At 68.8% G+C, this 19,560-nt stretch carries 17 protein-coding genes and 4 pseudogenes; 6 read left to right on the top strand and 15 right to left on the bottom strand.

Annotated features, from left to right (window positions below; all coding sequences use genetic code 11):
- Window positions 1-272 precede the first annotated feature (272 nt).
- The 4 genes and pseudogenes from OOK40_RS25455 to OOK40_RS25440 form a co-directional block, all read right to left on the bottom strand.
- The gene (locus tag OOK40_RS25455) at window positions 273-1,991 is read right to left on the bottom strand and encodes an acyl-CoA dehydrogenase family protein (protein WP_266486244.1); all 1,719 of its coding nucleotides are present in this window, start codon (window positions 1,989-1,991) and stop codon (window positions 273-275) included.
- 106 nt (window positions 1,992-2,097) lie between these two features.
- Window positions 2,098-2,370: pseudogene (locus tag OOK40_RS25450) on the bottom strand (PadR family transcriptional regulator); the annotation flags it as partial.
- Window positions 2,361-2,966 carry a hypothetical protein gene (locus OOK40_RS25445; RefSeq protein ID WP_266486241.1) on the bottom strand — a complete coding sequence of 202 codons (606 nt, stop codon included), beginning with the start codon at window positions 2,964-2,966 and terminating at the stop codon, window positions 2,361-2,363. The gene OOK40_RS25445 and the pseudogene OOK40_RS25450, both read right to left, overlap by 10 nt.
- A 101-nt stretch (window positions 2,967-3,067) precedes the next feature.
- Window positions 3,068-3,343, bottom strand: coding sequence for an Imm21 family immunity protein (locus tag OOK40_RS25440; RefSeq protein ID WP_266486607.1), 276 nt, complete (start codon window positions 3,341-3,343; stop codon window positions 3,068-3,070).
- 58 nt (window positions 3,344-3,401) lie between these two features.
- On the opposite strand from OOK40_RS25440, the pseudogene OOK40_RS25435 reads away from it, so the two are divergent.
- A pseudogene (locus OOK40_RS25435) lies at window positions 3,402-3,677 on the top strand (hypothetical protein); the annotation flags it as partial.
- Between the two features lie 63 nt (window positions 3,678-3,740).
- On the opposite strand, the pseudogene OOK40_RS25430 reads toward OOK40_RS25435, so the two are convergent.
- The 3 genes and pseudogenes from OOK40_RS25430 to OOK40_RS25420 all read right to left on the bottom strand — a co-directional run.
- Window positions 3,741-4,277: pseudogene (locus OOK40_RS25430) on the bottom strand (sensor histidine kinase); the annotation flags it as partial.
- 279 nt (window positions 4,278-4,556) lie between these two features.
- Window positions 4,557-5,033: a VOC family protein gene (locus tag OOK40_RS25425; protein ID WP_266486606.1), complete on the bottom strand. Its 477-nt coding sequence runs from the start codon at window positions 5,031-5,033 to the stop codon at window positions 4,557-4,559.
- A gap of 446 nt (window positions 5,034-5,479) precedes the next feature.
- Complete coding sequence (locus OOK40_RS25420; RefSeq protein ID WP_266486238.1) at window positions 5,480-6,052, bottom strand: dihydrofolate reductase family protein; 573 nt, start codon at window positions 6,050-6,052, stop codon at window positions 5,480-5,482.
- Between the two features lie 228 nt (window positions 6,053-6,280).
- On the opposite strand from OOK40_RS25420, the gene OOK40_RS25415 reads away from it, so the two are divergent.
- Window positions 6,281-6,892 carry a dihydrofolate reductase family protein gene (locus OOK40_RS25415; RefSeq protein ID WP_266486236.1) on the top strand — a complete coding sequence of 204 codons (612 nt, stop codon included), beginning with the start codon at window positions 6,281-6,283 and terminating at the stop codon, window positions 6,890-6,892.
- Between the two features lie 891 nt (window positions 6,893-7,783).
- Here the strand turns inward: OOK40_RS25415 and OOK40_RS25410 are convergent.
- The gene (locus OOK40_RS25410) at window positions 7,784-8,605 is read right to left on the bottom strand and encodes a DUF427 domain-containing protein (RefSeq protein ID WP_266486234.1); all 822 of its coding nucleotides are present in this window, start codon (window positions 8,603-8,605) and stop codon (window positions 7,784-7,786) included.
- Between the two features lie 59 nt (window positions 8,606-8,664).
- Here OOK40_RS25410 and OOK40_RS25405 point away from each other — a divergent pair, with 59 nt between their 5' ends.
- Entirely contained in the window at window positions 8,665-8,964 is a 300-nt protein-coding gene (locus OOK40_RS25405; RefSeq protein ID WP_266486232.1) for a hypothetical protein, read from the top strand.
- Window positions 8,965-9,159: 195 nt separating this feature from the next.
- Here OOK40_RS25405 and OOK40_RS35340 read toward each other — a convergent pair whose 3' ends face one another.
- The 4 genes and pseudogenes from OOK40_RS35340 to OOK40_RS25390 all read right to left on the bottom strand — a co-directional run bounded on the left by OOK40_RS35340 (window position 9,160) and on the right by OOK40_RS25390 (window position 10,940).
- The gene (locus OOK40_RS35340; RefSeq protein WP_323136119.1) at window positions 9,160-9,306 is read right to left on the bottom strand and encodes a hypothetical protein; all 147 of its coding nucleotides are present in this window, start codon (window positions 9,304-9,306) and stop codon (window positions 9,160-9,162) included.
- Window positions 9,307-9,336: 30 nt separating this feature from the next.
- Window positions 9,337-9,570: pseudogene (locus OOK40_RS35335) on the bottom strand (transposase); the annotation flags it as partial.
- 49 nt (window positions 9,571-9,619) lie between these two features.
- The gene (locus OOK40_RS25395) at window positions 9,620-10,150 is read right to left on the bottom strand and encodes a GNAT family N-acetyltransferase (protein ID WP_266486228.1); all 531 of its coding nucleotides are present in this window, start codon (window positions 10,148-10,150) and stop codon (window positions 9,620-9,622) included.
- A gap of 103 nt (window positions 10,151-10,253) precedes the next feature.
- The gene (locus OOK40_RS25390) at window positions 10,254-10,940 is read right to left on the bottom strand and encodes a helix-turn-helix transcriptional regulator (protein ID WP_266486605.1); all 687 of its coding nucleotides are present in this window, start codon (window positions 10,938-10,940) and stop codon (window positions 10,254-10,256) included.
- Window positions 10,941-11,069: 129 nt separating this feature from the next.
- On the opposite strand from OOK40_RS25390, the gene OOK40_RS25385 reads away from it, so the two are divergent.
- Entirely contained in the window at window positions 11,070-11,723 is a 654-nt protein-coding gene (locus OOK40_RS25385) for a flavin reductase family protein (protein ID WP_266486226.1), read from the top strand.
- A gap of 214 nt (window positions 11,724-11,937) precedes the next feature.
- On the opposite strand, the gene OOK40_RS25380 is transcribed toward OOK40_RS25385, so the two are convergent.
- Window positions 11,938-12,684 (bottom strand): TipAS antibiotic-recognition domain-containing protein, encoded by a 747-nt coding sequence (locus tag OOK40_RS25380; protein WP_266486223.1) that lies wholly within the window; start codon window positions 12,682-12,684, stop codon window positions 11,938-11,940.
- A 295-nt stretch (window positions 12,685-12,979) separates the two neighbouring features.
- Window positions 12,980-13,594: a peptidase inhibitor family I36 protein gene (locus OOK40_RS25375; RefSeq protein WP_266486221.1), complete on the bottom strand. Its 615-nt coding sequence runs from the start codon at window positions 13,592-13,594 to the stop codon at window positions 12,980-12,982.
- 244 nt (window positions 13,595-13,838) lie between these two features.
- Between OOK40_RS25375 and OOK40_RS25370 the strand changes: the two genes are divergently transcribed.
- Entirely contained in the window at window positions 13,839-17,642 is a 3,804-nt protein-coding gene (locus tag OOK40_RS25370) for a WD40 repeat domain-containing protein (protein ID WP_266486218.1), read from the top strand.
- 137 nt (window positions 17,643-17,779) lie between these two features.
- On the opposite strand, the gene OOK40_RS25365 is transcribed toward OOK40_RS25370, so the two are convergent.
- A complete protein-coding gene (locus tag OOK40_RS25365) occupies window positions 17,780-18,019 on the bottom strand; it encodes a hypothetical protein (protein WP_266486215.1) in 240 nt (79 codons plus the stop codon).
- A 363-nt stretch (window positions 18,020-18,382) separates the two neighbouring features.
- Between OOK40_RS25365 and OOK40_RS25360 the strand changes: the two genes are divergently transcribed.
- The gene (locus tag OOK40_RS25360; protein ID WP_266486213.1) at window positions 18,383-19,510 is read left to right on the top strand and encodes an NADH:flavin oxidoreductase; all 1,128 of its coding nucleotides are present in this window, start codon (window positions 18,383-18,385) and stop codon (window positions 19,508-19,510) included.
- Window positions 19,511-19,560: the final 50 nt, after the last annotated feature.

The raw sequence follows: 19,560 nt of genomic DNA, 5'->3' as shown, positions 1-19,560 counted from the left end.
TGAGATGGGCGTGCTGATCGGCGCCGACGAACCTCACCCGGCCAAGATGCTCGCCGCCCGCCTCGGCATCCGGTCTCCATCGCACTGCCCCGTACGCCCCTCTCCGCCAGGGCGTGACTGCCGGCTCGGAGCCGCGGGGAGCGCCATGGGCTCCTGCGGTCCGAGACGGGCGGTCGCCGGCGGGCAATCGGCCCCGGCGGCAGCCGCCGACGCAAGTGGACGGCGGCCCAGCCTGGCGACACGGCTGGCGGACAGCCCGGTCGGCTCCGTTGTTACGGCGCCATCTCGTACGCCCCGGACAGTGCCTCGACACGCTCCCAGACTCGGGCAGTGCGGGCGTCGTCGACGACCGGGCGCCGGACCGCGCCCAGCGCCCAGCGCTGCTGTTCCGCCGTGGCGGAGTCCTTGCCGTACAGGTCGACGGCGTGCGCGGAGAAGTCGCGTACGAGGACGGAGAACAGTTCGTCGAGAACATCCTCCTCGAAGCTCTTCAGGCGCGCCTGTTCCAGAATCAGCTGGCCGTGGACAACCAGCGCGAACAACTGGCCGACGGCGAGAAGAAGATCGAGGTCGCGGCTCTGCTCCTCGCCGGGGGCTGCGGTGGTGACGAACTCGCACAGGGCGTCCGCCTGCTCCCGGAAGCGGCCGACGTTGGGCACATCGGCATACGCGTCGTAGGCGGTGCGCCAGTCGTGGAAGCGTATGGAGCCCAGGCCGCGGGCCGGTCCCTGCCGGAAGAGGAAGGCGTCGTCGGACGCGTCGAGACGGGTCGGCACGGGCGCATACTCAGCCGGGTCCAACAGATGGTTGCGCATGAACTTGAGGATCAGCGCCAGGTTGACGTGGACTGTGCCCTCCAGCTTCGGCAACCCTCGAATCTCGGCGGCGGCCTGGGCGAAGTAGGTGTCCTTCTCAAACCCCTTGGCGGCGATGACGTCCCACATCAGGTCGATGACCTTCTCCCCCTCGGTGGTCACCTTCATCTTCGTCATCGGGTTGAACAGCAGGTAGCGCCGGTCGTCGGGGCCGGCGGAGCGGAAGTAGTCGACAGCACGGTCGCTGAACAGCTTCATCCCGACGAGACGCACGTACGCGTCGGTCAGCTCGCGGCGCACGTGCGGGAAAGCGGTGACGGGGCGGCCGTAGAGGATCCGGTTGTGCGCGTGGGTGACGGCCTCGTACATCGCGTGCTCGCAGATGCCTATCGAGGCGGTGCAGAGGTTGAACTTGCCGACGTTGACGGTGTTGAGGGCGGCGTCGAACGCGGCACGGCCGGTGTGCAGTACGTCGTCGGCGCGGACCGGGTAGTTCTCGAGGCGGAACTCGCTGACGTACTTCGAGGAGTCGACGACGTTCTTCACGAGGTGGTACGCCGGATGGCGGCTGGCGGCGGCGAAGAAGACATAGCCGTCGGGGCCTTCGACGTCAGTGCGGCGGCCGAAGACGGAGACGAGCCCGGCGGCGTTGCCGTTGCCGATGTAGTACTTGGAGCCGCTGGCCCGGAAGCCGCCGTCACCGTCAGGCTCCAGCAGCATGTCGGTGGAGTAGATGTCGGCGCCGTGGGACTTCTCGGACAGGCCGAAGGCGAACACCTCACCCTGGGAGAGGAGTTCCGCTGCGCGGGTGCGAGCGGCGGTGTTGTCGCTCTGCCAGACGGGTCCGAGGCCGAGGATGGTGACTTGCCACGCGTACCAGTAGTCCAGCCCGTAGAAGCCGAAGATCTCATTGAGGGCGGCGATCCGAGCGGTGTCCCACCGCTTGTCGTTCTGCCCGGCTCCGGAGACCGGAGTGAGGAAGGTCGCGAACAGCCCTTCCTTGGCGGAGAACGCGAGGAAGTCCGCCAGCCAGGCACGGGAGCGGTAGTCCTCCATCAGCCTGCGCTTGCCACGGTCCTCGAACCAGTCAACGGTGGCGCGCAGCAGCCTGCGGGTCTCGGGGTCGAAGTGCGCAGGGTCATAGGTGCGCGGGTTGAACAGCAGCGGGTCGGCCATGGAGTTCGCCTTTCCGGCTCGGGGGTTGAAGGATTGTGGGCTGGACAACTTCAGTAGGTGCGGGTGAGGGCGTCGCCGTCGGGGCGTGTGGCTCGCCGGCGCCGGTTCAGCGATCGGGACCGAGCCGGTGGAGGGTGGCGAGCACGTCGTCGAGCCAGGCGAGAGTCATCCGCTCGTACGCGATGCCGCCGCGGAGCACGACGTGCTGGAGCTCCCGCCCGGCGTCGAGCGTTCCGACGGCTTCGGGTCCGGTGAAGTCACGCAGCTCCCCCGCGAGATAGTGCGCGAGGCGGTGGGTGTGCGCCTGGTGGTGCCGCTCGACCTCGCGGACCAGCGCGGCCGGGTCATCGAAGGCCGCGCCGCGGATCTTCACGGCGAGGCCCCGGCATCGCGGGACGACTCAGGGATGCGATCGAGGAGTTCGGCGAAGATGTCGAGCGGCAGTGAGGCGCGGTGGAGGTCGGTGTGCTCCGGCTGGTCCTGGGGCAGCGGCGGGAACTGCGCGGCGTGCCCTTCCACACCCAGCGCAGCCAGCCTGTCGAGAATGCGCTTCTCAAACTCGTGCGGCCATATGTGAGGGCAGACGATGTCCTTCGGGTCATAGAGGCACCACTGCAGCTCCTCCTCGTACGTGGGTACGTCGTGCCAGACCTTCCGTTCCTCCGCGGGGTCGGGCAGCGGGCTGCGCATCACGATGAGCGGCCTGGCCCAGCGCTGGACGCTGCGCCTCAGCATGGCGCCCGTGCCCGCTGACGCGGGCCATGACATCGGCGGCCGGACGGCGAGATGACCGATGCCCTTCGTCCGAGCCGGGCGTTTGGCGTCCTTGACGACCACATAGGCACGTTCGCCATCCCACCGCCACAGGCGCCGGGACTCGCTGATCCGAACGATCGTCAGCTGCGGCTCACGGTCGCGGTTGTCTCGCTGCCGCATGATGTACAGCCCGCCCGGTGTCAGCTCCGACCACTTCATCGTGTCCCCCCTCGGCCGGCTATGACACGCCAGCCCCGTTACTGCCCAAGCCTTCATCAGCCCAGACTCACGCGTTAAAGCGTGACATAAGAAGCCGTATCTCAACCGAATGTGCGGCATTCCTCCCACCGGGTGGCGGGATCCGTGAGGACAGCCTCGGCCGCGGCCTTCAGCCCAGCCGCGGAGTCGGCGGCAAGCCAGTGCAGGAAGGCTCGATGCTCGCGCAGATAGCAGCTGGTGGCGGCTCCTCCCCCAACACCAACGCCTGAACACCGCTCTAACCAACGGCGATGGCACCGGCCAGATCGTCCACCGCACAGGCCCTGTCGCAGTCGTCCGCATCGGTCGCATCCGTGCCGGACCGCCCCGTCCCTCACGGGCGCCGGTATGGCCTGGGCGTAGGCGATCGTTCCGTCCCCCCTCACCGGGCCACTGGTGAACGGCTCGGAAACACTCGCCACCTGCGGCGCCTTCTTCAACCCGGCAATCAGAGCGCCGATCTCGGACTTGTTGGCCGCGGGGGTCGGTATCCGAACGCCGGGCGCCTCGAAGACGCCCCGCGCGGTCGCACCGGCGGCGGAGGCGTGAGGGAACTCCTTCTCCACCGCAACCATGGTCGCGGTCGTCGGCCTCACCGAGTCGAGCCGCGCGGACCTGATGGCCCCGCTCGACCGCCTCGGCACCAACCTCCTCACCGCCGAATCAGGCAAGACGCCATGGGGAAGGAGGTATGTGACAAGAGCTCTGTGCGAGGCCGGGGCGAAAGGGGTGCTGTCAGAAGGTGGATGGCCGAGCGGATCGTGGCGGATCAGGACCGCACGGTGTCCGCACGGCGTTCACCTCCGGGGATGACCCGCGTGGTGCGCCTTCGTCGGGGGCGTCACCGCACGGGAGTCGGACGGTGAACACGGAGCCGACGCCGGGTGTGCTGACGACCGAGACGGTGCCGTGGTGTGCCTCGGTCAGTTTGCGGGTGATGGCCAGCCCGAGTCCGCTGCCGCCGGTCTGCCGGTTGCGGGACTTGTCCGCCCGCCAGAACCGGTCGAAGACATGAGGCAGGTCCGCCGCATCGATACCACTCCCGGAGTCGGCGACTTCCACGACCAGCTCTGTGCCCTCCACCCGGGACCGCAGGACGACGCGGCCCCCGCTCGGTGTGTGCCTGACCGCGTTGGAGACCAGGTTGCTGATCACCTGACGCAACCGCACCGGATCGGCGTGCACCTCGAGTTCCTCGGCTGCCTCGATCGCAAGCTCGACGCCCGCCGGACCGGCGGCCCCATGGTGGGCCACCGCGACGTGTTCCAGTACCTGGGCGACTTCGTCTTCGGCGACGCCAACACCTAGAGCGCCGAGCAGGCCTCGACGACCACCGACACCCGGATCAGCCGCGGTGTCTCGGACCACCAGCTCGAACGGTCTTCCGACGATCCCGCAGGCGTCATTGACTTCGCGAACGGCCAGCTCGAGCGCACAGCCGGTGCAGGCCAGCTTGCGAAACCGGGGCTACGGAGACTCACGGCCGCGGCCGGGTCTCTCTCGCCCGCCGCGGCGCTGCGCCGCTGCGGTCTCCGCGGGGCGGACATGTTCCTACGCTTCGGCGTCGGCTGCCCTGTAGAGCTCGGCCACGTCGATCTTCTTCATGCCGAGCATCGCCTTCATGGCGCGCTGGGCGCGGCCCTGGTCCGGGTCGGTGAGCAGCTCGCCGAGCGCGGCGGGACTGACCTGCCAGGACAGGCCGTACTTGTCTTTCAGCCAGCCGCACGGACCCTCCTCGCCGCCTTCGGACAGCTTCGTCCAGTAGTAGTCGACCTCCTCCTGGTCGGCGCATTCGACGAGGAGCGAGATCGCCTCGTCGAAGGTGAACTCGGGGCCGCCGTTGATCGCGGTGTACGGCTGGCCGTCGAGAACGAAGTCGACCGTCAGGACAGTGCCCGCCGGGCGCGGGCCCGCCTCGCCGTAGTACAAGAGGTTCGTGATCTTCGAGTTCGGGAAGACCGAGACATAGAACTTCGCGGCCTCTTCACCCCGGGTATCGAACCAGAGATTGGGCGTGATGCGGGGCATTGCACTCTCCTCGTCGCCGGTGCTGCGGTTCTCCGCTCGTTGTGTGGACCGTCGCACCGCCCGGAACTCATCGCCACCCGGCCACCCGGTTTCCCAGAGGTGGGGCACCGGCTCCAGGCGGATCTCGAAGCCCTCGTCGTACGCGGCTCGAACCTCGGTCTCCGTGGCCAGATCGGTGATGTGCTGCTCGCCGTCCACTGTGGTGGTGAGGCGGCGGTCGCTGCGCGTGACTCGTCCCGTGCGGGATATGAGCAAGCAGACCAGGGACCCGCAACACGGCCCCGATGCCTTCTGATCGGCAGGAACGGACCGCAATCACCCCACGGCGCACGCCATCAGATCTTCGCGCGGTGGCGCGTCGGCACAAGGGCGTTACGACGGGTGTCAGGTGTGGGGGCGTGCGGTGGTTCCGCGTCGCGGCACGCGGGTGGGCGGGCGCGGGAGCATCAGTGGATGACGTCGAAGACGTTCTTCTGCACGCCGTTGGCGTATGTCTCGTGCTCGACGAGCCGCAGCTTCTGGGTGTCCTTGTCGGTGTCGCTGAACAGACGCTTGCCAGCGCCGAGCAGGAGCGGGAAGACGAGCAGGTGGTACCGGTCGATCAGGCCGGCGTCCGAGAGATTGCGGTTCAGGGCGGCGCTGCCGTGGATGATGATCGGGCCGCCTTCGGTCACTTTGAGTGCGGCGACCTCCTCGAGCGACCGCAGGATCGTGGTCTGGCCCCAGTTCGACACCAGGTCGTCCTCGGTGAGGGTGGTGGAGACGACGTACTTCGGCATCACCTTGTAGTCGGCGAAGTCCTCCATCTCTGGCCAGACCGGGCTGAACGCCTCGTAGCTGGCCCGGCCCAGCAGCATCGCCGTGGCTTCCTGCTGCTCCCGGCCCTTGATGTCGAATGCCTCGGGGAGGAATTCGACGTCCTTGAAGGTCCAGCCGGAGTTCCGGTAGCCCGGCTCGCCGCCCGGGGCCTCCACGACGCCGTCGAGCGAGAGGAAGGCGGTGCTGATCAGGGTGCGCATCGAAGGTCTCCTCGGTATCTCGTGTTCTGGTTCTCAACAGCTGCGGTCGGTCGGCTTCGACCGGCTGCGACCGGCCTCGCGGCTGCAGTACACCAACTCTGACTGATTGACTGCGGATCGCGGAAAAATTCATCGATCATCGCCGGCGCTCGGACCGATGAGTTTTCGCGCGGCACGAGGTCTGAAGTGGAGGGGTGTCCCCGTGCCAGAGAGAGAAGAGTGTGCGCAATGAGACTGGTACTGCAGGAGTTCCTGTCGCTGGACGGCGTCTCCCAGGGCCCCGGTTCCCCGGACGAGGACACCAGCGACGGATTCACCCGGGGCGGCTGGTTCGTGCCGCACCTGGACGAGGAGTTCGAGCGGCAGGCCGGCACCTGGCTCGGACAGGCGGACGCATTCCTGTTCGGCCGCCGCACCTACGCGAACTTCGCGCGGGACTGGCCCCAGATGACCGAACACCCGCTCGCCAGCATCATGAACCACCTGCCGAAGTACGTAGCCTCCCACAGCCTGACCAAGGCCGAGTGGCACCCGAGTACGATCCTCTCCGGCGACGTCCCCGCACAGGTCGCCGAACTGAAACGGCAGCCCGGCCGCGAGCTGCAGATCCACGGCAGCGCCCGGCTGGCCCAGTCCCTGCTTGCCGCCGGCCTGGTCGACGAGCTGCGCCTCGTGATCGCCCCGGTGGTCGTGGGCACCGGCCGGCGCCTGTTCCCCGACGGCGGCACCCCGGCCGGCCTGCGCCTCGTCCGCAATGAGACGACACCGCGCGGACTCGCGGTCCACGTCTACGAATCGAGGGGACATCCTCAGTACGGGACGTACGGGGCCGACGCATAGGTCCACCGTGCCGAAGTGATCCCGATCTGAGTGAAGGTGCCACTCACCCGGTGGCCGTCGACGTCGCGCAGGAGCCCGATCACGCGCCGCGGCCCCCACCAGGCTGACAACACGGGCCCCCAACCGGAAAGCCACGTGCCATGATGCCGCCCTTCCCCGGCACGGCCGGTCGGTAGTACGAGGCGACGGCAGGCTGTCCGGCGTAGTTGGCGCCCGCATGAGGATCCGCGCCGAGATAGCTCCAGGGCAGATCTACCCTCCGCGGGCCGCGGAGGGTGGGCCGGTGATGGCGCGCGCTGTAGGTGAACCCAGCCGCCCGCAGCGCCGCCAGCACGGCACGGCCGGCTGACCTGCCGTCGGCCGCCCACCGGATCGACTCCGGATCGAATTGGGCAACGAACAGACGGCGCTCGCGTTCGTCGACCCAGACAGGGTCCGCCAACGGCAGCGACCACGGCCGACCCGGCCTCCCCTCCCCCAGATCCGGCCCGCCGGCCTGCTCCCCCACCCGCACCAGCCGCCAAACCGGACCGGCGCCAGCTCGGTGAACGCGTCGATCACGTCGCCACGTTCAGCTGTCAGCACCTGCACAACCCGACCAACGCACACCAAGCCCCAACAGGTATGAGACAACCTTTGGCACGCGAGCCCGGACTCGTCTGCTTTGACCCGCAGAGAGAATGCCTGCGGCCGTGAGTTGCCTGCTGCTTCAACGGACGGGACCAGAGCGGGCTGCACAGTGGGGAGGAGCGAAGTGTGCAGCGTCCAGCCGTGCCGGCCGCCTCACCCTGCGCACGCAGCGCTTCCAGGAGGGCTGGCGCCTCGTCCCAGTTCCCTCATCCGGGCTCCGCGGCCTTGCCCGGTCCTCCCCTCGTGCTCTTGGCAGGTCCTCTACCGCGAAGGCTTGCTGAAGAAGGTGACCGGACGCTGCTGCCGCTCTCCGTCGATGACGATGTCTACGGACTCGTTGTAGAAGGCCACGAGGTCCTTGATGATCCGCACGGAGGGCAGCGGATCGGGATAGCTCCAGGCGACGTCGGGAACTAGGTCGGCGCCGTTCGCCCATGACCAGTACTCGGTCGCCACGCCCTTGTACGGGCAACGGGTTCGTGTGCTGGTCGGGGTGAACAGATCAAGGCGGACGTCCTCCCGCGGGAGGTAACAGCGGACCGGCAGATGCGTCTCGAACAACAGAACCGGCGTACGCGTATCGGCGACAACGGTGCCTTCGATCTCGACCTGTACGTGCCGGGTACTGGGCAGCGTGTCCACCCGGCTGTGCGGGTCACGCGGGTGCACGAAGATCTCCTCGTCCTCTTCGTACCAGTGGTCGAGTACCTCGTGGCCGAACCATTCGAAGCTGATGTATCCGGCCAGCTCTTCACCGGGATAGGTCCAGGCCGCCGTACGGACGGTCTGATCCGCGAGCACGAGGTCGTAGAAGACCGTCGCTCCCGCATGACGCCGGGGGTTGGCGGGCCGCTCGGTCCTTCGCAGCAGATCCATCCTGACGTCTGCTGCCGGGAAGGCGTACAGGGGTACGGGACGGCCGGGCTCCCACACAAGAACCGCGCGGCGGCTGTCCACGACCGTGTTCTGGCCCTTGGTCGCCCGCACCCAGCGCTCGCTCGGCTCCCAGACCACGCAGTCGATCGAATCGGGCCGACGGCGTACGACCGGCACGGCCTCCGAGCCCTCGTGCATTGTGGCCATCGGTCTACCTCCTCAGTCCGGCAGCTGTCTCTGAACCCAGTGTCGCGCCATGACCGGTCATGGGGGTGCTCGAGGCCGCGTCGGCCGCCGAACACGAGGCCCCGCACGCCCCCGGTGTCGACCTCATGGGCCGACTGAACAAGCGTGTGGTCAGGGGCCGCGTATCCCGCGGTGAGAACGACCAGGACGACACCGCCCACGGCATCCCGGGCCCGATGAGGCGGGCCTCGAAGAAGACGACGGCGGCCGGGGCGGCCACGCAGGCCGCAGCCAAGAAGCAGGCCGGCAGGAGCCCTGCAGCTCGTGACGAGGCGGCCATGCAGGGTGACCCTCGCTACCGCGACGGCCGGGGCGTGTAGTGCGGGAACGTGACGATCAACCCACCGCTCGTGCCCATGGGTGGCGCAGGCCCTCGATCGGCAGACCTCGCCCGGGGCGCTGCCCGGCGGCATCGTGTTCGAGCCCAAGTAGGACGGGTACCGGCTGCTCGTCTTCGCCCACGGCGGCGAGGTGCTCCCTGCAGTCGCGAAACTGCGGGACCGCGGCGCACGCCTTCACGTGGCGCAGGCCTCGGCGATCGACAGGCAGTTCTCGTACAGGTGGTGCCGGGTGATCCGGCCGTCGTCGACGGTGAGGTGCAGCGCGAACGGGCCCTCGAAGGACTTGCCCGTCGCGCGTACGGTCCCTGACACGTGCCCCATCAGGACGGCGTCGGTGCCGTCGACGAGGACGCGGTCGCGGGGCACGGCTATCTCCACCGGCCCGACCTCGGTCAACACGGTCTTGGAACGGGTCCCGTTGCGGGAATTGCCGCCGTTCTTCCCGGCCGGATCGTGCCGGTCATAGCCGAGGTGGTCGGTGACCTCGCCCTCCAGAGCGGACTCCAGCAGCCGTTTCGTCAGCTGCTGCAACAACCCTCCTTCGCCGGTCAGCTGCAGCCCCTCGGCTTGGGCCCGGACCACCAACTCCTGTTACTGGTCATCGGCGCATCTTCCATGATCAGTGGCTCAAGCCTCAAGGCCTCAGCAGTCCGCCCACCCACCAGTCGTGCGGCTTGCCGTCGTTGGCAATACCGCGGTTACGCAGAGTCCCTTCGACGGTGAAGCCGAGCTTCTCGGCGACGGCACGCGACCCGGTGTTCCCAGCCATGGCCCACCACTCGATGCGGTGGACGTCGAGGGTGGCGCAGCCCCAGTCGCACAGCGCCCGGGCGGCCTCGACCGAATACCCGCGGCCGCGCTGCTCCATGACCGCCCAGTAGCCGAGTTCGTAGACGCCCGGACTGACGATGAACAGGCAGTACGACCCGACCAGGGCGCCGCTGTCCTTGCGGAAGGCGCCAAGGGTGTAGTTCTTGTCCGTGGCCCAGCCCGCGGGCAGTTCCTCACCGATACGCTTCTCCGCGTCCTCACGCCGGTACGGCACCAGCACCGGCGTATAGAACTGGATGTCCTCGTCCTGGCAGGCTTCGTACATCGCATCCGCGTCGGCAGACGTGACGGCTCGCAGCACCAGACGGCCGGTCTCAAGATTCACGGGATCCATGGCGGCAATATGGATACCACCCACAAGCGGCGACCAGCGAATATCCCCAGCGCACCGCCGCGGGTGGTGGTGGCCGTGTTCGGCGGCTACCCGTTGGCGGCTCTCAGGAGGCGGGAGCGTTCAGTACCGCGTCCCTGAGCCCGAGCTGCTCTCGCAGTACGGCGCGCCCTGCGTCTGTCAGAGCGATGACGCGGGTCGTGCCCTTGCGTGTGACCCAGCCGTCATCGAGGGCGTGTTGGAAGAGTGCGGCAGCCACGGCGCCCGCCAGGTGCGGGCGCCGCTCCGTCCAGTCGAGGCAGGTTCGGATATGGGCGCGGTTGGACCCACGGGGACGGTGGTCGTCGATGCCGAGGTCGCGCAGCCAGATCTTGCCCGTCTCGGTGAGCGAAGGTCCGTAGTCCCAGGTCAGCAGGGCTCGCTCGGCCATGGCGTCGGTGATCGCTACGGCGACCGCGCCCGCCAGGTGGTCGTAGCAGGTCCGGGCGTGCGCCAGTGCGCGGCGCCGGTGGGCGTCGGCCAGCGATCGGACCGGGACGGTCTGCAGAGGGGCATGTGAGGCCAGGCTTTCGATCATCTCCGCGGTGGCGGGGCCGGAGATGCGTAGATACCGGTGCCGTCCCTGCCGCTCCTCCGCCAGCAGTCCGCCCGCGACCAGTTGATGGAGATGCCCGGTGGCCGTTGAGGGTGCGACCGCGGCGTGCCGGGCCAGCTCGGTCGCGGTCCAGGCGCGTCCGTCGAGCATGGCCAGGCACATCGCTGCCCGGGTGCGGTCGGCGAGCAACCCTGCCAGGAAGCGAGGTCGGGGCTGGCGACGCTGCCCGCTGTCGGACTCGGGGGCTGGGACTGGCTCATGGCGGCTATTCTGGCCGGTCGATGCTTCGGCGGGCACCGAAGTTTCGGCGCTCTAGCGTGCTGCATCATGAACAGTGCCACGACTCCGAGGGCCACCACGGCCACCGACCATCTCCCCCTGTCCCCCAGCATTCTGTACTTCGGCACCCCCGTCGCCCTGCTGACCACGGCGAACCCCGACGGCACGGCCAACCTCGCCCCGATCTCCTCACTCTGGGCACTGGGCCACACCGTCGTCCTCGGCCTGGGCGCGGAGGGCCGCACCGTCACCAATCTCGCGGACCGCCCGGAGCTGGTCATCAATCTTCCCTCGCCCGAACTGTGGGAGGCGGTGGAACGCCTCGCCCCGCTCACCGGCGCGACCCCGGTACCGGCCGCCAAACGAGGCATATACCGCCATGAGCCGGATAAGTTTGCCGCCGCCGGACTGCATCCCCAGGACTCGGAGGTGGTCGGGCCACCACGCGTCGCCGAGTGCCCGCTGCAGCTGGAGGCCACAGTGCGGACCATCACGCCGGCTGGCCCCGAGGGCGGGTTCCGGATCGTGGTATGCGATGTCGTACGAATCCACGCCGCTGCCTCCGTAGTGGTTCCTGGCACCCAGCACATTGACCCTGCGGCCTGGAGTCCGCTGATCTACAACTTCCGGCACTACTTCGGCCTCGGGCGCCCGGAACTCGGGCACGGCTTCCGCTCGGAGACCGCGGGCTCACGGCCGTAGACGCGCCGGCGCAGATAGCAGTGCAACGCGCCAGTCCGGATGGTGTGGTGGGAGTTGGCGGCGCCTGAGCCGGCCATCGGTACCGTCTTCGGGCCGGACGGTCGGCACGTCCCTGGCAGCCCTCACCACTCGCCCCAGGACGGGCAGTCGTGTCGCTGCGGTGTGCCACAGACACACTGCTGGGCGCTCAGACGCGGCGAGGAGCGCCGACTCGTCAGTCGGTCAGATGCCGCTCCGCGTAGACCTTGAGAGCGTCGCGGACAAACACGGCGGCTCCCTCGGCGTGCTGGTCGTACACGGCGGTGAACCGGGGATCGGCGACATAGAGTTCACCCAGCCCAATGACGTACGAGCGACTGACACGCACCGGTCCGGACAGCCACGCACAGTGGCGCCGGGCGATGTCCTGCACCTCGTCGTCGTCCGCGGCCTTCCCGGATTCAAAGGCGGTGACGAAGTCCGTCGAGATCGCCGCCTGGCGCTCCTTGAAGTCCCGCTTCTCTTCGTCCGTGAGGGACCGCCACCAGTTGTCGCCGTTCACGTAGGCGTCCCGGCCCCAGCGCTCGGTGACCTCCTGCTCGTACTGGGTGTGATCGAAGCCGTCCAGCACTTCCTCGGGCATGAGCTGCTCTCCTCGCCTCGTCTTGTCGAGGGTGGTCCGCACTGCGGCGATCTGCCGGCCGATGCGCGCGCGCTCGTGTTCCAGCAGCTCCAGGTGCGTCCGCAGGGCGGCGGCTGTCTCCTGCTGCCCCGCAAGGACCTCGGCGATTGCGGGCAGAGAGAGCCCGAGCTGGCGCAGCAGCAGAATGCGCTGCAGGCGCACGAGCTCGTCCTGGCCGTAGTAGCGGTAGCCGTTGCTTCCGACACGGCTCGGAACGAGCAGCCCGAGTTCGCCGTAGTGCCGCAGCGTCCGGCTCGTGGTACCGGCGCGCCGCGCGATGTCCTGGATCGACCACTCCATGACGTCAACGGTAGAAGTTGACGCTACGTAAAGGTCAACCGGCGATCCGAACTCGCCCCTCGGCGGCTGGTGCAGCCCGCTGGTCAGCGAGGGCGGCGGCCTGCCAGCCCCGCCACCGGTCCGGGCCGCCTGCACCGCTGCGGATGACCTTGCCGAGGCAGTGGAGGCTGCCTTCCCCCGGCACCCGGACGCTGAGAACGGTCGGCCACCTGGATGCCCGGCGGAGCAATGACGGCCCGTAGGGCCACAGCGGGCCATGCGGGCCGTCATTGTCGCGTGTCAGGCAGCCACTGGGTCAGCCGTGGATGTCAACCGCCACGTCGTTGTAGGAGCCGATGGACGTGGCCCTGGAGCAGGCCGGCATGCCCAGGTTCCAGCCGGAACCGTTGCCCAGGGTGCCCGCGTCGCTCTTGCCCTGCCACCAGGCGCAGTCCTGGTTGTTGTGCCAGGACGAGGTCATCCTTTCGAACCCGTACGGGGCCAGGCTCATCCAGTACTCATCGCTGAACTGCAGTCGGCGGCCGTCGAAGTTGCCGTGTTCGTAGATGCACACCCAGCCGCTGGGGCAGTTGGCGGTGCCGAGCACACGGTTGGGGGTCGCCGCCTGGGTCTGGGAGGAGTGGCTGTTCGCCGGTGAGGCCGCGTTCGCCTCAGCGTAGGAGGCGTAACAGCGGACGTCGGTGTGGGTGAGGACGACGCACGCCTTCGCGCCCTGCCAGCCCTTTGACAGGTCGACCCGCTCTCCGCGCAGCGAAGCGACCACCCCGTGGCCGGCTTTCGAACCTCGTTCGGTGGCTGGCTGCGGAGCGGCCTGGGCGGTCGCTCCCGCTCCCGCGATGACTGCCGCGGCGGCCACCGTACAAGCGGCGAATATCCGTGCTGCTTTGGTCCGGATGCTGAATCTGATCACAGTACCGATCCTCATCTTCCGAGGGGTGACCGCCGTGGGGCGGTCACCGCGCTGTTGTGGGTGGTTCGGCTGCGGCACGCCGGCTCAGGGACCCCGTGTTCACGGTGACGGCCTGCCATGTCGGTTGACTGTGGGACGGCTGGGAATTGTCCGAAACCGCAGGTGACATCGGACAGACAATGCGAACAATGTGGGGGCGTTGCCCGGCACACGTGCCCGGGGGGATTCGGCCGGAGGTGGCGGTGTGGCAGGTACGGACGAGTCACGGCGAAGATCACGCGCGGGCAGGCCGCAGCGGCCGGTGGATCCCGAGGCGGGTCCGGTGCAGCGGCTGGCGTTCGAACTGCGGCACTTGCGGGAGAAGGCCGGGGCGCCCAGTTACCGCTCGCTGGCGAAGACGGCTCACTACTCCGCGAGCACACTGGCGGAGGCCGCCAAGGGCGACCGGTTTCCGACGCTGGAGGTCACTCTCGCCTACGTCGAAGCCTGCGGCGGGAATGCGGCTCAGTGGGAGGCGAGGTGGCGCGCGGCGTCATCGGAGCTGGCGCAGTCTGCGGACGGTCATTTCCTGGGCGAACAGGGCTCGAAGTGTCCATACCCGGGGCTCGCGGCTTTCGGCACCGAGGACGCCGAGATGTTCTTCGGCCGCGATGATCTCGTGAAGGATCTGCTCGAACAGATTGAACAGACGGCACGCGCCGGACTCCTGGCCGTGTTCGGCGCATCGGGCAGTGGCAAGTCCTCCCTGCTGCGGGCCGGTTTGCTGCCCGCGTTGTCGCCGGATATGCACCCCCTGCTGTTGACCGCCGGGGCGCACCCGCTGACCGAACTCGCCGTGGCAGTGGCCTCGCTCACCGGCATCGGCTCCGGCTCCGCGCGCCGTCAGTTCGCCGACGACCAGCAGGCTCTGGAGGTCTCCCTGAGAACCTGGCTCGCCGGACAACCGGACCGGACCAGGGTCGTGCTCGTGGTGGACCAGTTCGAGGAAGTCTTCACCCTCTGCATCGACGCAGCCGAACGACATGCCTTCCTTAGCGCCATAGCCGATCTGGCCCGCACTCCCGATCACCGGATCCGGACCGTCATCGCCGTACGGGCCGACTTCTATTCCCACTGCTCCTCGCATCCGGAGCTGGTGGCTGCGCTGCGCCAGGGTGTCCAGTTGCCCATCGGCCCTCCGGCCTGCCAAGGGCTGCGCGACATCATCATTGAGCCGGCCGTGCGCACGGGCGTGAGCGTGGATGCCGACCTGGTGGCCACGGTGTCGGCCGAGGCAGCCGATCAGCCCGGCGCCCTGCCGCTCCTCGCCCACGTCCTGAGGGAGGTCTGGAACCGTCGTGAAGGATCCGTTTTGCGGCTGGTGGACTACCACGCCAGCGGCGGCGTGCGGGGTGCCGTGGCGCAGACCGCCGAGCGCGTGCACGGGGAACTGCCGCCCGCGCAGCGGCAGGCCGCACGCAAGATCTTTCTCAGGCTCACCGCGCTGGGAGACGGCACCGATGACACCCGGCGGCCCATAGCCCGCAGCGAACTCGACGGCATCGCCGACGAGCCGGTCGTTTCCGACGTCCTCAACCGCCTGGCAGAAGCGCGCCTTGTCGTCCTGGACGAGTACAGGGTCCAGGTGGCCCATGAGGCACTGATCCGTGCCTGGCCCCGGCTGCATCGCTGGCTCACCGACGATCGCGGGAGCCTGTTGGTCCACCGGCGGCTCACCGACGCCTCCCACACCTGGGAGTTACTGGAGCGTGACGCCGGGGCCCTGTACCGCGGCACCCAGTTGGCAGTCGCCCGCTCCTGGGCCGAGGACCATCCCGACGAGTTGAACCAGCTCGAGAGCTCGTTCCTGAACGCCGGCACTGCTGCGGAAGAGTCCGCACGTGACAGCGCACGGCGCCGTGCACGCCTGCTGAAGCGCCTCGTGGCCGCCATGTCGGTCCTGCTGCTCCTTGCCCTTCTCGGCGGCGGCATCGCCGTACGACAGCGCCAGGACGCCCAACGGCAGGAACTCGTCGCCCTCTCCGATCAGCTGTCCCTGCAAGCTCGCTCCCTGCTCGCCACCGACCCCGACCTGGCCGGGCTGCTGGCCGTGGAGGCGGATCATCTGCACTCCGACGCCGAAACCCGGGGCGGCGTCCTGAGCGCTGCGGCGGCGCAGCGGCGCAGCGAGCTGAACGTCGGCGGCCAGGCTGTCTACTCCCTGGCGTTCAGCCCTGACCATCTGCTGCTGGCCTCAGCCGCCCGTGACGGGACGGTCAGCCTCTGGGATCCGGAGCGGCGCACTCGGATCACGTCCCTGACCGGCCACGCCGACCGGGCCATGCAGGTGGCTTTCAGCGCTGACGGGACACGCCTCGCCGCAAGTACCTTCAGCGGGACCACCGGGACGATCGCCGTGTGGGATGCCCGCACGCATCGGCTGGTGACCTCAATGACCGAGCAGCAGGCGGGTTTGGGCATGGCCTTCAGTCCCGACGGCAGGATGATCGCCGTCAGTGTCGGCGCCCACGGCGACATCGCCGTACGCGATGTCTCCACCGGCTCGCGCCGTCTCTTGCGAGGTCACGGACGCGCAGTCCGTTCCCTGACGTTCAGCCGCGACAGCAGGCTGCTGGTTTCGGCGGACGGAACAGGGCATCCAATCGTCTGGAACGTGGCCAGTGGCGAAGTGCTCGCCGAGCTGCCGGCTGAGCACGTCGCTTCGGTAGTCTTCGGGACTTCCGGGTCCATCCTGGCAGGAGCCGCGGACGACGGAGGAGTCCACCTGTGGGACCTCGCCGGCGACCGGCCCGTTGTGCTTCCGTCACTCCCCCTGCAGGGCTCCTACGGTTGGAGCACTTCCGCCCCTGTCGGCGACCGTATCGCGGTGGCCGACGAGAACGGCGCGGTCACCCTGTGGGACCTCCGCGGTCGCCAACCTGTCCAGACGTTCGGGGACCGGGGCCGCACGGAAACAGCCTCGGTGGCCCTCAGCCAGGATGGAGCGCTGCTCGCCTCCGCCGGATTCAACGGCAGCATCGTGCTGCACGACCTCCGGCACCCGCCGTTCAGCGGATTCGACGCGCAGGTGAACGACATCAAGGTCAGTCCCGACGGCACCGTGATCGCATCTGCCGACAGCGATGGAACGGTGCGGCTCTGGGACGACCAAGGGCACGAGGTCGCGGCGCTCGCCGGGCACTCCGACCGCGTCCAGTCGGTCGCCTTCAGCCCGGACGGGCGGCTGCTTGCCGCGGTGACCCGGAACAACACCGTCACTCTGTGGGACGTACGACGCCGCCAGCGCGTGACGGGGCCTTTCCCCACAACGGGACTTGGCGCCTCGACCGATATCGCCTTCGGTTCCAGCGGCCGCTTCCTCGCGGCCGCCACGCTCGGCGCGTATGTCTGGGACGTTCACGATGTGACGTCGCCGTCCCCGCTGACCCTCAAGGACTCCGCCACCCGATTCGCCACGTCATTGGTCTTCACCCCGGACGGCCGGCGCCTCGTGACGTCCAATCAAGGCGGCGTCCTCAACGAGTGGGAGGTCACGACGGGCAAGTATCTCAACAGGACCGACACGCATCAGGGCACGATTCAGGATCTCGCCATCAGCCCCGACGGCACGCTGCTCGCCACGGCGGGCGACAGCCGCACGATCAAGTTGTGGAATGCCGCGACCCATCAGCAGATTGCCGTGCTCCACGAACACACCGCCCCTGTCCAGGTTCTCGCCTTCAGCCGCGACGGCCGCATGCTCGCCTCCGCCGGCGACGACCACACGGTCATCGTCTGGGACGTCGCCACCCGGCGCCGCGTCGCCACACTCACCGGCCATACCGCGAGAATCCGCAGCCTCGCCTTCACCCCGGAGGGTGCGCTCCTCTCCGGCGGAGAGGACACCCGGATCATCCGCTGGTCGCTGGACATGAACACGGCCCGGGCGCACATCTGCGCGACGACCGGCCGCAATCTCACCCGCGGGGAATGGGCGGCCTACCTTCCGTCCGCCCCATACGACCCGCACTGCGCGGCACGTCTGCGGGAGGGCTCAGCCCAGGAATAGTTCCCCTAGTGAGACGGAAACCCGTGGGCTCGGGCACGGGCACGGCCCGCTGCGTGATCGGGGATCGCTCCTTCCTGGCCCGCCTGTCTCCCGCCACCGACGACTAGGCCGGGCGCGCGCTCTGCGGACATCGCATGTCAGGCCCCCAGGTTCCCTGTGAAGACGATGTACAGCGCTTCGCTCTCCCCGACGACCAGCAGCCGACGCGCATCGTCGTAGATGTCGATCGTGCCGTCGACGGACCGCCAGAACGCGCCGATGTCGTCGGCGTCGGCGACCATCCGACGTTCCGGTCCCCCGATCCGCTCCAGCGGCCGGGCGAGAAGCTCGTCGAGCGGGGGCGACCAGTTCCTCGGCTGTGGCCTGATCCGGGGCATGCCTCGCGGAACGCCTCGATCTGGGCGAGGAGAGCACCACTGCCCAAAGGGCGCATCGGGTCGCCCACCGTCATCGTGCGCGACGCACTGGTCGACGCGGGGGTGGCCCGGCAGACCGGGCTGTCCCAGTCGACGGAACCCCGGACCTGGCGGACCTTCGGCCTCAAGCCGCACCTGGGCGTTGATGGCTCAGGCTGATGCTCCGTTGGCCGCGGAAGCACTGACAGCCCCCGGCTCGACGAGTGTCCGGGATCACAGGCGGCTCGCGGGACGAGCGGAATGTAGTGACCATCCGGGGCGGTTGATACCAGCACGCATTCAATGCATATGCACATACCATCTGGTACCTCAAGGAGCACCCCCGTGAGCGCCACCGCGTCCTCCGCCTCCCGCGCGGCCGAGATCCTGTCCCGGCCCGTCGCGCTGAACGGCCTGACCGTCCCGAACCGCATCGTGATGGCGCCGATGACGCGCATGTTCTCCCCGGGCGGCGTCCCCGGTGAGGACGTGCGGTCGTACTACGCCCGTCGCGCCGCCGCGGGCGTGGGCCTGATCGTCACCGAAGGGACCTACGTCGGCCACGACTCGGCCGGGCAGAGTGACCGCGTGCCGCGGTTCCACGGTGAGGAGCAGCTGGCGGGGTGGGCCAAGGTCGCCGAGGCCGTTCATGCGGCGGGCGGCACGATTGTGCCGCAGCTGTGGCACATCGGCATGGTGCGCAAGCAGGGCGACCCGCCCTACGCCGATGCCCCCGCCGTCGGTCCCTCCGGCATCCGCGTTGACGGCACCGAGCGCGCTGGCAAGGCGATGTCCAAGGGCGACCTGGACGACGTCATCGGCGCCTTCGCCGAAGCCGCCGCGGACGCCGAGCGCATCGGCTTCGACGGCGTAGAACTGCACGGCGCCCACGGCTATCTCCTCGACCAGTTCCTGTGGGCGGGGACGAACCGCCGCACCGATGCCTACGGCGGCGACCCCGTGGCCCGTACGAAGTTCGCGGCCGAGATCGTGGCTGCCGTCCGCGAGACCGTCTCGCCCGACTTCCCGGTGATCTTCCGCTACTCGCAGTGGAAGCAGGAGGCTTACGACGCGAGGCTCGCCGAGGACCCGGAGGAGCTGGAGGCGATCCTGACCCCGCTGGCGGCGGCCGGCGTCGACGCCTTCCACGCCTCCACCCGCCGCTACTGGCTCCCGGAGTTCGAGGGCTCGGACCTGAACCTCGCGGGCTGGACCAAGAAGCTCACCGGCAGGCCCACCATCACCGTCGGCTCGGTCAGCCTCGACGGCGACTTCATCCGCGCGTTCGCGGGCGAGGGCGCCCCGGTCCGGGGCATCGACAACCTCCTCGACCGCCTGGAGCGCGACGAATTCGATATGGTCGCCGTCGGCCGCGCCCTGCTCCAGGACCCGGAGTGGGCGGCGAAGGTCCTCGGGGACCGGTTCGAGGAGCTGAAGCCGTACGACGCGGCGGCGCTGAAGACGCTGAACTAGGTGTATTACCCGGGCAATTGGGTTGGTGAGACGACACGGCCGCGGGCACG

It is taken from the genome of Streptomyces sp. NBC_01481, from assembly GCF_026339995.1.
Lineage (GTDB): Bacteria > Actinomycetota > Actinomycetes > Streptomycetales > Streptomycetaceae > Streptomyces.
This window is presented reverse-complemented; position numbering and strand designations above follow the sequence as displayed.